The organism is Pseudomonas sp. 3B-A001-10F (assembly GCF_056313565.1).
This window is the reverse complement of record NZ_JBQYFW010000031.1, coordinates 59,856-72,465: the sequence shown is the minus strand read 5'-3', so window position 1 is coordinate 72,465 and position 12,610 is coordinate 59,856. Positions and strand designations below refer to the sequence as shown.

Here is a 12,610-nt window from a genome sequence, read left to right as displayed (position 1 = left end):
CGAGCCCCAGCGAGCGGGCCGCACGTAGGAGCAAGCGTTTTTTGCTTACTTTTTTAGGCGCTTGTAAAAAAGTGAGTCGCCGTAAGGGCGAAACCGCCAGCCGCAGCCCCCGAAGCAACGGATATACCCCCAAAACCCCAAGAACATGGTCGGCCCAAAGGCCGCCAAGACACCCCAAAACAAAAATGTTAGCGTGCTTGGTATCAAGCCCGAACAAGAGCCAAAAACGATGAAAAAAACTGTCCTGGCCTTCAGCCGCATCACCCCGCCCATGATCGAACGCCTCCAGCAAGAATTCGACGTCATCGTCCCCAATCCAAAAGCCGGCGACATCAACGCCCAATTCAACGAAGCCCTGCCCCACGCCCACGGCCTCATCGGCGTCGGCCGCAAACTCGGCCGCGCACAACTGGAAAACGCCGCAAAACTGGAAGTGGTCTCAAGCGTCTCCGTCGGCTACGACAACTACGACCTCGCCTACTTCAACGAACGCGGGATCATGCTCACCAACACCCCCGACGTGCTCACCGAAAGCACCGCCGACCTGGCCTTCGCCCTGATCATGAGCAGCGCCCGCCGCGTCGCCGAACTCGACGCGTGGACCAAGGCCGGCCAATGGCAAGCCAGCGTCGGCGCGCCACTGTTCGGCTGTGACGTCCACGGCAAAACCCTCGGCATCGTCGGCATGGGCAACATCGGCGCAGCCGTCGCCCGCCGTGGCCACTTCGGCTTCAACATGCCGATTATCTACAGTGGCAACAGTCGCAAAACCGAACTCGAAGAACAACTCGGCGCGCAATTTCGCAGCCTCGATCAACTGCTCGCCGAAGCCGATTTCGTCTGCCTGGTAGTGCCGCTCAGCGACAAGACCCGCCACCTCATCAGCCATCGCGAACTGGCCTTGATGAAACCCGACGCGATTCTGGTCAACATCTCCCGTGGCCCGGTCGTCGATGAACCGGCGTTGATCGAAGCCCTGCAAAACAAACGCATTCGTGGCGCTGGTCTCGACGTCTACGAAAAAGAACCGCTGGCCGAATCGCCGCTGTTCCAGTTGAGTAACGCCGTGACCCTGCCGCACATCGGCTCGGCGACGAATGAAACCCGCGAAGCCATGGCCAATCGCGCCCTCGCCAACCTGCGCAGCGCCCTGCTCGGCGAACGCCCGCAGGATCTGGTCAACCCGCAAGTCTGGCGCGGATAAAAAAATATGGGCAAGTGCAACATCGCACTTGCCCGTTAGTTATTGCCATACACAACTTGAAATTGAACAACAAACCAATTCAAACAACAGCGTTATAAGCTCTGCCTGGCTGCCGAATAATCGACAAGCGCTATGGAGAGCCAAAACCTTGAACACCCTGACCACCGACAAACTTATCCGTTACAGCAAAGTTATATTGATGGCCTACATCAGTTTCTTTGGCCTGCTGGTGATGATCCACAACTTCACCGACTATGACTCAAACTACACTTACGTGGCCCATATCCTGAGCATGGACACCACCACTGCCAGCGAAACCATCAAGTATCGGGCCATCGAATCGCCGATGATTCATCACCGGATTTATTGGTTCATCATCACTTTGGAAGTCACCTATACCGTGCTATGCCTGATGGGCACCTATCAGTTATTGCGCCATATCAATGCCCCTGCCGAGGTATTCCATGAGGCAAAGAAGTTCTCGATCATGGGCATACTCGCCGCCATCTTCATTTATTACGTGTGCCTGCAAACAGTTGGAGTGGAATGGTTCGACATGGACACTTCGCAATCATGGAATGCCAAGGACTGGGCACGGCATATCGTTGACTTCATCTTCCCGGTGATGATTTACATCACCTTGAAAGTCGAGCGCTGACGTTCAGCGCTCGTTTATTTCAAGCCAACTTTCCCTGTACTGGCGGCACCACTGCTTTCGGTTTACGAAACACCAGCACATTGCCCAGCATCACTAACACCAGACCGACCAGCGCCGGCGCTGTCCATTGGTAACCTTCAGCAAACGCCGAAACGTTGAGCGCCACCACCGGAAACAGCACCGTGCAGTAAGCCGCACGCTCCGGCCCCATGCGCCCGACCAGCGTCAGATACGCGGTGAAACCAATGACGGAACCGGGGATCACCAGATACAGCAGCGCACCGACGTAACGCGGGCTCCAGTCCATGTCGAATGGAATGCCTTTGACCAGGCACCACACCGACAACATCGCTGCGCCATAGGCCATGCCCCAAGCGTTGGTAGTCAGCGGTTTGAGACCGGCCTTCTGCTGCAGACTCGAGAGCATGTTGCCTGCCGAGAAACACAAGGTGCCGCACAACGCCAGGCCCAGACCGAGCAAGGTTTGCGGGCTGGCCTGATGCCCGGCCAATTCCGGCCAGAACAACATGCCCAGGCCGAACAACCCAAGCGCACCGCCCATCAGCACATTGCGCGCAATACGTTGACCGAAGAACACTCGCGCATTCAGCGCGTTCCACAGTGTTGCGGTAGAAAACACCACCGCGACCAGACCACTGGGAATCCACTGACTGGCGGTCAGGAAGCACATGAAGTTGACGCAGAACAGACACAACCCTTGAGCCACGCAGATCAAATGCCCACGGCGGTTCATCGGTTGCAGGCGCCGGCTGAGCAGCAACAGCGCAAACAGCACCAGCGCGGCGAGGCCGAAGCGATAGACGATCGACACCGGAATCGCCACCACGCCCAGTTGCCATTTCAAGGCAATCCACGTGGTTCCCCAGATCAGCACGGTCAACAAATACAACGACAGGTTCATGGCACACACTCCTCGATAGGCCTTGAGTATCTGCCCACGCTCGCTCTGCGCACTTGCAGATTCTTGCGCTTTTGTCTGGCGGCAGGCTGGCAGCGCGGCGTCTACGGAGTAGGATGCAAGGCGTTGAAGAGAACCGACCATGGCCGCCATCGATACCCTGCAAGTCTTTCAAGCGTTGAACAGCTCGCCGAACGCACGCCTGGTGCACAGCGCCGAGCTCGGTGACGGCTTGTCTGCCGCTTTGTGGACCAACCACCACGATGCACAGGATTACGAAGCGCCAAGCCACCACACGTTGTCCTGCTACATTGCCGGTGGCACCGGCACCTTTCGTCGCGATCAACCCGGGCAAAAAGGCGGGCCGGACAAGTTGTGCATCCTGCCGGCCGATCATGAATCGGGCTGGGTGATCAATGGTGATATTCGCTTGGCGCACCTGTATTTCAGCGCCGAACAATTCGCCCTCGGTTGCGTCACGCTGCTCGATCGCGAACCCCGCGAGATGCAGTTGCGCGAGCAGACCTTTCTCGAAGACGCGCAACAGGCGCAACGCTTCCGGCAACTGCTGACGCTGAATTGGGACGAACCCGCCGAACGCTTGCTGACCAGCAGCCTCGCCCATGAGTTGATCAGCCACACCTTGCTCAGTCAGGTAGGCGCGCGTCAGGGTCTGCGTTTAAAGGGCGGACTGGCGCCACACCAGCGTCGGCAACTGGTGGAGTTCATCGACAACCAGTTGGCCGAACCGATCAGCCTCGGTCAACTGGCCGGATTGTGTGCGCTGTCGGAATACCACTTTGCGCGGATGTTTCGTACCAGTTTCGGCCTGCCGCCGCATCAATATGTGCTGGCGCGGCGCCTGAGCCGGGCGCGGGAGTTGTTGCGCGGCACGGCGTTGCCGTTGGGTGAGATTGCGCTGGCGTGCGGGTTTGCCAGCGCCAGTCATTTCACCAATCGGTTCAAACAGATTTTGGGAGGAACACCTGGCGAGTATCGACAGGCGTTTTTACGATGACTTATTCCGCAATTACTCAAAGCTCTGCCATCGCCACAGCTCAAACGAATCAATATACGGTGTCCCAAAATAGACCCTATAGTAGATAGAAACACGCGCAATACTCGCTATTTCTTTGTCCAGCAGGGGTACCTGACAATCGATCCACCCGAGCTTGTTTTCGAAGCGTTTCAACACGTTTCCAGATGGTTCGTAAAACTCGATATGCGATACATTCTGGGTCGCAAAAACATCTAATGCAAAGCGCAAACGGTGAACTTTTTCAGGTTTCAGAACAATCCGAAGTTCGGCAGAATCATTTTCATTCTGGTGGTCACCGCTGCATTGAATCCCGGTCCCCTCGAACTGACCCTCCACATAACGCTGATCCGACTCAAACAAAATCGTCGACATAGAAGCGCCGTTTTCGCCACCGAGCGTTTGTAGAGAAAAATGTTCAAGATCCAGACTCGAAAATCTCTCCGGTGAATCAGGCTTCACACCGTTGAAGTCTTCTTTCGCAATGAGCTTTAAAAAATAACCCTCGGCTCCAGCTACATAATCATTTGACATGGCAATACTCTCTTCCAAAGACATTGAGAAGACAGTACACATTTAAATCCTCCGCAAAGCACCTGTCATAACTGACAGGCACTTAGATCGTTTTACAATTACCATGCAGTAGATGAGAACGAAAATATCTATAAAGAGCCGCCGAAAAGCGCATTAACTTCACTGTTCTCAAAACTCCAAGGTACTCGACAACGAAACCTGCCGCGCATCCCCCATCGACACAAAGAACCGGCTCGCCGCCGAGGTGTAGTACGTGCGATCAAACAGGTTCTTCACATTCAGCTGAAACTTAACCTTCTGCCCCTCAACCCTGGTGTCGTAAGTGGCAAACGCATCCGCCACGGTATAACTCGGCAGATCAAAATCATTCACCGCGTTACCCGCACGCTCACCGACATAACGCGCCCCGGCGCCGACACGCAGCTGGTCGCCGCCGATCACACTGCCGAAGTCATACACCGCCGACAACGAACCGGAATTCTTCGCTACGTTTTGCAGGCGCTTGCCTTTGTAGTCCGGGTCTTCGGTCACTTCGGCATCGGTGTAGGCGTAGCTGCCAATCATGCTCCAGTGGTCGCTCAACTGACCGGTCAGGTCCATTTCCAGACCGCGCGAACGCACCTCACCGGCCGCACTGTAAATCGTCGTCGGGCCTTCGGAATTGGCCACCAGCACGTTGCGTTTCTTGATGTCGAACAATGCGATGTTGCCGGTGACACGCCCCGGCATGTCCAGCCGCGCACCCAGCTCCCACGACTTGGCTTCTTCCGGGGCGATGCTGCCGTCGAGCACGGTGCTGCTGCCACTCAGCGGGGCGATGGTCGAGTTGGGTTTGAACGATTCGGTGTAGCTGCCGTAGAACGACAAGGCGTCGGTGTAGCGATACACCAGACCTGCGCGCGGGACGAACTTCTGGCCGTTGCTGTCGGTGTTGGCCTTGAACGGCACGCCTTTGCCGGCGTACTGGTCGTACTCCTGGAAGCGTCCGCCAGCGACCAGAATCCACTGCTCGTTGAGGTGAATCGAGTCCTGCAGGAACACCGAATCGCTGCGCAGTTCATCGGTCTGCGCGCTGTCGGGAGCGCTGACCGTCGTACCGGCGACTTCGCGGCCATACACCGGATTGAGGTAGCTGAAGGTGGTCAGGCTTTTCTGCCGGATCAAGTCCTCGCGGTAGATCTTGCGGTACTCGTCATCGACGCCGAACACCAGGTCATGCTGCATGCCCAGCACATTGACCTTGCCTTCGAGGCTGGCAGTGGTGAAACGGTCGGTGCTGATCGCGTTCTGGGTGCCGTCCATGCTGCGGGTCAGCGTGCCCTTTTTGGTGTCGATGGCGGTCACGCGGACCTGGCTGGCGTCGTAGGTTTCGCGGTTCCAGCTGTAGCCGAAGTGGGCTTTCCAGTCGTCGTTGATTTCGTGATCCGCTTCGAAGTGATACAGGTCCGAACGGCCTTCCATGTTGTTGAACGGTTCGTCCAGACGCTCCTTGCGCGAGATGTCCAGCGGATGATTGGTGCGTGGATCGATCAGCGTGCCACGGTCGAACGGCGTGAGAAATTCGCGGTGCTCGTAGGCGAACAACAGCTTGGTGCTCTCGCCGAACCAGGCCAGCGACGGGGCGATCAGGGTTTCACGGTGGGTGCCGAAGTTGCGCCAGTAATCTTCGTCTTCGTGGTCGAGCACCATGCGATAGGCCAGCCCGGAATCGCCCAACGGGCCGGTGCTGTCGAAGGTGCCGCCACTGCCGTTCTTGCCCTCGCCGTAGGTCGAGCCGCGCAAGGTCAGCGCATTGTATTGGGTGAGTTCAGGCTTCTTGCTGACCATATTGACCACACCGCCCGGGTCTTGAATCCCGTAGAGCAACGAGGCCGGGCCTTTGAGCACTTCAACCCGATCGACCGTGGCGTTCATGCCACGGCCCTGCACGATCGGCATGCCGTCGCGCATGATCGAGCCGTTACGGTTGTCACCGAAACCGCGGGTCATCACCGAGTCCTGAGTGCTACCCAAGGTGTTGCCCTGGGTGATGCCGCTGACATTGGCCAGCGCGTCATCCAGATTGCGCGGCGCCTGATCGCGGATGACTTGCGCCGGGATGACGTTGACGGTCTGCGGGATTTCCTGAAGCGAAGCTGAGGAGCGCATCACCGAACTGGTTTCCGGTGGCTGGTAGCTCATCGATTCATCGCGGGTCGAGGTGATGGTCGTGGCGCCGAGATTCAGCGCACCTTCAGTAGGCTGAGGCTCCAGCGCCAGCGTGTGGCTATCGGTGCGGCGGAAGTTGAGGCCGGAGCCGCTGAGCAGACGTTGCAGTGCCTGTTCGGCACTCATCTGGCCATTGACGGCCGGAGCTGTCAGGCCGTAGGGCGCTTCGTCGGTGTAGACCACGCTCTGCCCGGTGACGCGGCTGAAGTCGCTCAAGGCTTGCGGCAGCGGTTTGGCGACCAGGGAAAAGTTGAACTGCTTTTGCGCCTGGCTGCTGATGGTTTCAGCGGCGAGCGCGACGCTCAGCGGCAACAGCGCCAATGCCGAAAAGCTCAGTGCCGAAACGCCTAACCATTGTTTGACCGAACCCGATTTTGCCCTGGACTTCATTGCTCAATGACCTGTGTAGAACCGCAACGGATGCGAATGACTCGCAGTTTCAGTCACTACACGGATGGGGCTGAGGTTTACCTCACCAACATTTGAAAATTATTTTTTGTGGTGTTCGATCGGGTTCCATCGCGAGCAGGCTCACTCCTACATTTGGAATGCGTTCCCCTGTGGGAGCGAGCCTGCTCGCGAAGAGGCCAGCAGCTTCAACGCAAAATAATCAGATGACCCAACACCTGATGCTGCTCAAACCCCATCACCCCTTGCAGCGAACTCAACACGGCCTGCGGATCCTTGCTCGGAAAACTGCCACTGACCTTGCGCGCCGCCAGCTCATCGTTGAGCAACACAATCCGCCCGGGGTAATAACGGCGCAAATCCTCCACCACATCAGCCAGTGTCGACTTGTAATAAGTCAGCCAGCCCTGACGCCAGGCCAACTGCGTCTCACTGTCCACCGTATGCAGTTTTTCTGCCGTACCGTCACCGTAAGCGACCTGCTGCCCGGCCGTAAGAATTTGCTGCTCAGCATCACGATCCGCCGTCACACCAACGCGCCCCGACAACACCGTAACCTGCGCACCGTGAGTTTGCAGGCGCACTTCGAATTGCGTGCCGAGCACCCGCGCCTCACCCTGCTCCGCCGCAACCACAAACGGATCCCCCGTATGTGTGACGCTGAAGAAACCGGCACCGCGACGCAATTGCACATGCCGTTCGCCACGACTGAAATCCACGGCAATCGCACTGTCGCCATCCAGCGTCACTTGCGATTGATCGGCCAGTGTCACCGTGCGGATCTCACCGGGTGCCGAGACATAATCGGCGCCCAGATCATCAATCCAGCGCTGCGGCTGCCAACCGGTGCCAAGGCTGACCATCAGCAACAGACACGCGGCCATCGCCAGCGCGCCCGACCAGCGCAAAACGGGCGAACGACGCGGGCGGTCCATCGCATTAAGGTAACCCTGCAACGCGAAGGCTTCTTCATCGGCCAATGTTCGCGCCGGGCCTTCACTCAACTCCCACACAACCTGAGCCTGTGCGTAAGCTTCGGCGTGCGCCGGATCGGCACGCAGCCATTGGCTGAAGGTCAGTTGATCGCCGGCGCTCGGCCGATCATGCAGCAGGCTCAACCAGGCAAACGCGGCCTGCTCCTGCGCGGGCGTGGGGATAACGGAATCGGCGGGCTTCACGGTGCTTTCCCTGGCAGGCGTGGCGCGGGTTCGCGCAGGCTGGCCTTGCAGGCCTCGAGGGCGCGCATCATATGTTTTTCCACGGCACTTTGGGACAGGCCCATGGCTTTGGCGATTTCCGCATACTTGCGGCCGTGAATGCGATTGAGCAAAAAGATTTGCCGGGTGCGCTCGGGCAAGGCGCGCAACGCCGCTTCGACATGTTTCAGATCATTGCCCGCTTCCAGCGCCGCTTGCGGTTCGCTGCCGTGGCTGTGCGGCTCGTCCGGTTGCCAGCCTTCGTTGACCCGCGTGCGCGTGCCTTCGCTGCGCAGATGATCGATGGCGATGTTGCTGGCGCAGCGCAACAGATAGGTACTGAGCTCTTCGACCTGCACCAGCGGCCGCCGCCAGAAACGCAGAAACAGATCCTGCACCAGGTCCGCCGCCGTCGCCCGACAACCGACGCGCCGGTTCACCAGCGCTTCCATTTGCGAACGCTGGGACAGGAACACCTGAAGAAAATGCGCACGCGCGCCCCGCGGCTCGTCGTCGCGGGATTCCGGCGGCAGACCGATCAGCACTTCAGCACTGCGCCCATGCGGCGACCGGGCTGGCCAGCAGACTGACCCCGGCCAGCGCCAATACGAAACGCGGGCGATACGGCAGCAACAAGACCAACGCCAAGGCGCTGAGCATCAGCACGGCGAACCAGTCGACCAGGCCGAAGCTCCAGCCGTTGGCCTTCACCGCCGCCCAAAGCGACAAACACAGCAATAACCATCCGCCGACTTTCAGGCCCTGACGGCGACGCGTGGAGGGTTTGTGACCGAGCAATTCATCGTGGTGGCGAGGCATCGACAGGCACAACGCGGTGAATCCGGTGTAGGTGAGCAACAAGGGCAAGAGCATCAGTTCGCCCCTTGTTCAAGGGTGATCGGCCGGGCCTGTTCGCGGCGGGGCTTTTTAATGCTGACGGTGCTGCCGGCACGCTGCATTTTCCACGCGGCCCAAGCCAGGAAGAAACCGGTTGCGAGGCACGTCAGATCAAAACCGGCCAATGCCCAATCCCTCTGCATCAAGGTAACGCCGAGATTCCAAGGGGTGTTCAGCGCATTGACCAGCGGCACCGCGACAAACAGGGCGGCGCTCAGGGTGAGTTGCTCAACCCAGGCCTTTCGTCCCGGACGCAGCAGCGCGTGCAGCACACTCACAGCCCAAGTGATAAAGAACGCATTCACTTCCCAATCTGCGCGCTCGGCGAGGCTCACTGGCAACAGACGATTGGCCAGGAAGAATACAGCCACCGCCGCAACCAAACCGGCCATGCTGGCGATGTTCAGCACTTCAACCAGCCGCAGTTCGAACGGCATCACGCCGCTCTTGGCATGTTTGAGTTGACGCTTGCCCAACCAGATCACCAGCCCGGTGCCGATCATCGCCGTGCCGGCCAATCCGCAAATGAAATACAGCCAACGCAGGAGCGGCCCGGCGAAGTGGCCCATGTGCAAGCCATAGAACGCACCACCCACCGCCATCGCCATTGGCTGCTCCGGTGTGCTGCCGAGCATTTGCCCGGTCACCCCGTTGAAGGTCACGGCGCGGCCGAAATCATGCACCACGCGATCCCCCGCACGGGACAGCACCACCGTGGCATTGGCATCCCCCGGATTGCTCACTGACAGACGCGCCGTGTGGCCGCCCGACCATTGCTCGCTGGCCTTGCTCAACAGCGGCGCCATGGCTGCCAACGGTGCCGCGATATTGGCGCGCTCCGGGGTTTTCGAGGCGGGGAACACTTCATCATAAAACGTGCGCACGTCACTGCCGTACGAAGCGACGATGCTCGCCGGCATGACCATCGACATGAAAATCACCAGGCTGCTGTAGGTGATCATCAAGTGAAACGGCAACACCAGCACACCCACCGCGTTATGCCCGTCGAGCCAGGAGCGCTGACCCTTGCGCGGGCGGAAGGTGAAGAAGTCCTTGAAGATTTTCTTGTGGGTAATGATCCCGGTGATCAGCGTAACGAACATCACCATCGCGGCAATCGTCGCCAGCCAGCGGCCCCACGGATAAGGCATTTGCAACTGGAAGTGAAAGCGATAGAAGAACTCGCCGCCCATGCTGTCGCGACCCTGCACTTCGGCGCCGGTCTGCGCGTCGAGGGTTTTCGACTCGAAACGCCCGCGCTCACCGGGATTGGCCGGCGCTGGCTGCCAACGCACGGTCAGGCCGGGATCTCGGGCATCAGGCAAATCGATCAGCCAGCGTGAGGCGCCGGCCGCGTGTTGCTGCAGGTAATCCTGGGCCAGCGTCAGGCTCGTCTCGGCACTCACCGATCGCGCGGGGATTTCCGGCTGCATCCAGTGGCTGATCTCATCTTTGAAATAGGCCAGCGTCCCGGTCAGGAAAATCGCGAACAGCAACCAGCCAAACAGCAGTCCGGCCCAGGTGTGCAGCCAGGCCATCGCCTGACGAAAGCCCTCTTTCATGCCAGGCCCAATCCACGTGCTGCGCCAGAGATGGTCGCCAGAATCACGCTTGGCACCAGCAAACCGACCCAGGCCGACCACGCCGTACGACAGGCGAAACACCAGAGCACCGCCACCAGATAGACCAGAAAGGAAATGGTCATGCCGGTCACCACCGCTTCGGCGCGGCTCAACGGCAGCCACAGCGTCAGGGTGACACTGGCCAGCGCCGCGACGAGATAGCCGCCAAACACCGCCGCCAACACCCGTGAGGTGACGGCCAGACGATAGGACATGGGAAGTGTGGCGAGTTTGCCTTTCATGTTTCGACCCTGAAACGAAAAACGTCCGGCCGATCAGCCGAACCTACAGGCGAGCAATATTAATGATAAATATTCTCATACGCAAAAGCATCTGATTGCCGGTTGAGCGTTTCGCCCCTTACAATGCGAACCGTTCTTGTTCTCTAACGCATACTCTCTACCGCGCCACCAAGCGCCCGGAGTAATACCGTTGTCGTCCGCCCATCCAGTCGAATCGCTCTATCAGGCCCATCACGGCTGGCTCACCGGCTGGCTGCGGCGCAGACTCGGCTGCCCGGACAGCGCAGCGGATCTGGCGCAGGACACGTTTATCAAGGTGCTGACCGCCCGCGAACCGCCGGTGATTATCGAGCCGCGCGCCTTTCTGACGACGTTGGCCAAGCGGGTTTTGTTCAATCATTACCGCCGTCAGGATGTCGAACGCGCTTACCTCGACACCTTGGCGCAGATGCCGGACATGGTCGCGCCGTCGGAAGAAGACAAGGCGATCATCCTGCAAACCCTGATGGAGCTGGATCAGTTGCTCGACGGTTTGCCGCGTCAGGTCAAACGCGCCTTTTTGCTGGCGCAGGTCGATGGCCTGACTTATCCACAGATCGCCGCTGAACTGGGCATATCCGTGGCCACGGTCAAACGTCATCTGAACAAAGCCGCCATGCGCTGCTACTTCGCCTTATGAACCGCGTGCCGGATTTCTCTTCCCAAGTGGCTGAACAGGCCGTGCATTGGCTGATGGAAATGCAGCAGGGCACGCTCTCCCCGCGCCAGCAACAGGCCTGGCAACAATGGCTGGAGGCACACAGCGAACACCGGCGGGCGTGGGAGCATATTCAGCGGGTCAATCAGCGTTTGCGCGGTGTGTCTTCGCCGCTGGCGCATGCGGCATTGAACGGGGCGAAGTCCGGCAGTCGTCGTCAGGCGCTGAAGCTGTTGCTGATTCTTGGCGCGGGCACGGCGGTCACTTGGGGCATGCGCGAGCACAATCCTGTGCCGTCGCTGCTCGCCGATTACCGCAGCCCGCTGGGGCAGCGACGCAAAATTTCCCTGGGTGGCGGTGATAAGTTGCAACTCAATACCGCCAGTGCCGTGGACGTCGACGGTGCGCAGCGATTGATCCGCTTGCTCGAAGGCGAAATCCTCCTGACTGCCGCGCAATCTTTCGAAGTGCGCACGGCTCAGGGCCTTCTGAAAACCCAAGGCGCGCGCCTCAATGTGCGTCAGTTTGCCGATCGCACGCAGGTTGCGCTGTTCGAAGGTCGCGTCGAACTGAGCGATAATGGACGCGCGCCGATGTTGCTGCCGCTCGCGCGTCAGTTGAGTTTTACCTCGACCTCCGTCAGCGAGGCCAAACCTCTGGACGCGAACAGCGGCGCCTGGGCCGACGGCATGCTGGTGGCCGCGCATATGCGTCTCGGCGACTTCCTCGATGAACTCGGCCGCTATCGTCGCGGCCAGCTCAATTGCGACCGGAACGTTGCCGACCTGTTGATTTCCGGAACTTACCCGCTGGACGACAGCGAGCGGATTCTTGATCTGCTGGAAATCAGTTTGCCGGTGAAAGTGAGGCGTTTTACCCGCTACTGGGTGACCGTCGAAGCGCGGGTTTGAAAACTCAAAAATAAATGAGCCGTTTTTCAGATCTGGCGTGACAGAGAAGGAAAGCCCCCTTGATTCAACCTTCTCAGG

The 12,610-nt window shown here is 59.1% G+C and carries 13 protein-coding genes; 5 read left to right on the top strand and 8 right to left on the bottom strand.

Annotation, left to right across the window (positions count from 1 at the left end; translation table 11 throughout):
* Positions 1-229: 229 nt before the first annotated feature.
* Both AC0ZWN_RS23260 and AC0ZWN_RS23255 read left to right on the top strand, forming a co-directional pair.
* The gene (locus AC0ZWN_RS23260) at positions 230-1,204 is read left to right on the top strand and encodes a 2-hydroxyacid dehydrogenase (protein ID WP_476336693.1); all 975 of its coding nucleotides are present in this window, start codon (positions 230-232) and stop codon (positions 1,202-1,204) included.
* 148 nt (positions 1,205-1,352) lie between these two features.
* Positions 1,353-1,862: a DUF2165 family protein gene (locus AC0ZWN_RS23255; protein ID WP_093436210.1), complete on the top strand. Its 510-nt coding sequence runs from the start codon at positions 1,353-1,355 to the stop codon at positions 1,860-1,862.
* A gap of 19 nt (positions 1,863-1,881) precedes the next feature.
* Here AC0ZWN_RS23255 and AC0ZWN_RS23250 read toward each other — a convergent pair whose 3' ends face one another.
* Positions 1,882-2,784 carry a DMT family transporter gene (locus AC0ZWN_RS23250; protein WP_463388091.1) on the bottom strand — a complete coding sequence of 301 codons (903 nt, stop codon included), beginning with the start codon at positions 2,782-2,784 and terminating at the stop codon, positions 1,882-1,884.
* A gap of 139 nt (positions 2,785-2,923) precedes the next feature.
* On the opposite strand from AC0ZWN_RS23250, the gene AC0ZWN_RS23245 reads away from it, so the two are divergent.
* Positions 2,924-3,799, top strand: coding sequence for a helix-turn-helix domain-containing protein (locus AC0ZWN_RS23245; protein ID WP_116254633.1), 876 nt, complete (start codon positions 2,924-2,926; stop codon positions 3,797-3,799).
* Positions 3,800-3,811: 12 nt separating this feature from the next.
* On the opposite strand, the gene AC0ZWN_RS23240 is transcribed toward AC0ZWN_RS23245, so the two are convergent.
* The 7 genes from AC0ZWN_RS23240 to AC0ZWN_RS23210 form a co-directional block, all read right to left on the bottom strand.
* On the bottom strand, positions 3,812-4,393 hold the full coding sequence (locus AC0ZWN_RS23240; protein ID WP_476336690.1) for a hypothetical protein: 582 nt from the start codon (positions 4,391-4,393) through the stop codon (positions 3,812-3,814).
* A 126-nt stretch (positions 4,394-4,519) separates the two neighbouring features.
* On the bottom strand, positions 4,520-6,949 hold the full coding sequence (locus tag AC0ZWN_RS23235) for a TonB-dependent siderophore receptor (RefSeq protein ID WP_476336688.1): 2,430 nt from the start codon (positions 6,947-6,949) through the stop codon (positions 4,520-4,522).
* A 206-nt stretch (positions 6,950-7,155) separates the two neighbouring features.
* On the bottom strand, positions 7,156-8,145 hold the full coding sequence (locus AC0ZWN_RS23230) for a FecR family protein (RefSeq protein ID WP_476336686.1): 990 nt from the start codon (positions 8,143-8,145) through the stop codon (positions 7,156-7,158).
* A complete protein-coding gene (locus tag AC0ZWN_RS23225; RefSeq protein ID WP_476336684.1) occupies positions 8,142-8,708 on the bottom strand; it encodes an RNA polymerase sigma factor in 567 nt (188 codons plus the stop codon). Before AC0ZWN_RS23225 ends, AC0ZWN_RS23230 begins: the two co-directional genes overlap by 4 nt.
* A 1-nt stretch (position 8,709) precedes the next feature.
* The gene (locus AC0ZWN_RS23220; protein ID WP_093436188.1) at positions 8,710-9,036 is read right to left on the bottom strand and encodes a DUF3325 domain-containing protein; all 327 of its coding nucleotides are present in this window, start codon (positions 9,034-9,036) and stop codon (positions 8,710-8,712) included.
* A complete protein-coding gene (locus AC0ZWN_RS23215) occupies positions 9,036-10,622 on the bottom strand; it encodes a PepSY-associated TM helix domain-containing protein (RefSeq protein WP_476336682.1) in 1,587 nt (528 codons plus the stop codon). Before AC0ZWN_RS23215 ends, AC0ZWN_RS23220 begins: the two co-directional genes overlap by 1 nt.
* Entirely contained in the window at positions 10,619-10,924 is a 306-nt protein-coding gene (locus AC0ZWN_RS23210; RefSeq protein WP_016986986.1) for a DUF3649 domain-containing protein, read from the bottom strand. The genes AC0ZWN_RS23215 and AC0ZWN_RS23210 overlap by 4 nt, the downstream gene beginning before the upstream one ends.
* Before the next feature lie 190 nt (positions 10,925-11,114).
* Here AC0ZWN_RS23210 and AC0ZWN_RS23205 point away from each other — a divergent pair, with 190 nt between their 5' ends.
* Together AC0ZWN_RS23205 and AC0ZWN_RS23200 are read left to right on the top strand one after the other, a co-directional pair.
* Positions 11,115-11,603, top strand: coding sequence for a sigma-70 family RNA polymerase sigma factor (locus tag AC0ZWN_RS23205; protein WP_476336679.1), 489 nt, complete (start codon positions 11,115-11,117; stop codon positions 11,601-11,603).
* Positions 11,600-12,532 (top strand): DUF4880 domain-containing protein, encoded by a 933-nt coding sequence (locus AC0ZWN_RS23200; protein WP_476336677.1) that lies wholly within the window; start codon positions 11,600-11,602, stop codon positions 12,530-12,532. Before AC0ZWN_RS23205 ends, AC0ZWN_RS23200 begins: the two co-directional genes overlap by 4 nt.
* Positions 12,533-12,610: the final 78 nt, after the last annotated feature.

Bases quoted from the DNA above. Each gene is read 5' to 3' on its own strand.
- AC0ZWN_RS23260 (WP_476336693.1), top strand. From the start codon at position 230: ATGAAAAAAACTGTCCTGGCCTTCAGCCGCATCACCCCGCCCATGATC.
- AC0ZWN_RS23250 (WP_463388091.1), bottom strand. From the start codon at position 2,784: ATGAACCTGTCGTTGTATTTGTTGACCGTGCTGATCTGGGGAACCACG.
- AC0ZWN_RS23245 (WP_116254633.1), top strand. From the start codon at position 2,924: ATGGCCGCCATCGATACCCTGCAAGTCTTTCAAGCGTTGAACAGCTCG.
- AC0ZWN_RS23240 (WP_476336690.1), bottom strand. From the start codon at position 4,393: ATGTGTACTGTCTTCTCAATGTCTTTGGAAGAGAGTATTGCCATGTCA.
- AC0ZWN_RS23235 (WP_476336688.1), bottom strand. From the start codon at position 6,949: ATGAAGTCCAGGGCAAAATCGGGTTCGGTCAAACAATGGTTAGGCGTT.
- AC0ZWN_RS23220 (WP_093436188.1), bottom strand. From the start codon at position 9,036: ATGCTCTTGCCCTTGTTGCTCACCTACACCGGATTCACCGCGTTGTGC.
- AC0ZWN_RS23215 (WP_476336682.1), bottom strand. From the start codon at position 10,622: ATGAAAGAGGGCTTTCGTCAGGCGATGGCCTGGCTGCACACCTGGGCC.
- AC0ZWN_RS23210 (WP_016986986.1), bottom strand. From the start codon at position 10,924: ATGAAAGGCAAACTCGCCACACTTCCCATGTCCTATCGTCTGGCCGTC.
- AC0ZWN_RS23200 (WP_476336677.1), top strand. From the start codon at position 11,600: ATGAACCGCGTGCCGGATTTCTCTTCCCAAGTGGCTGAACAGGCCGTG.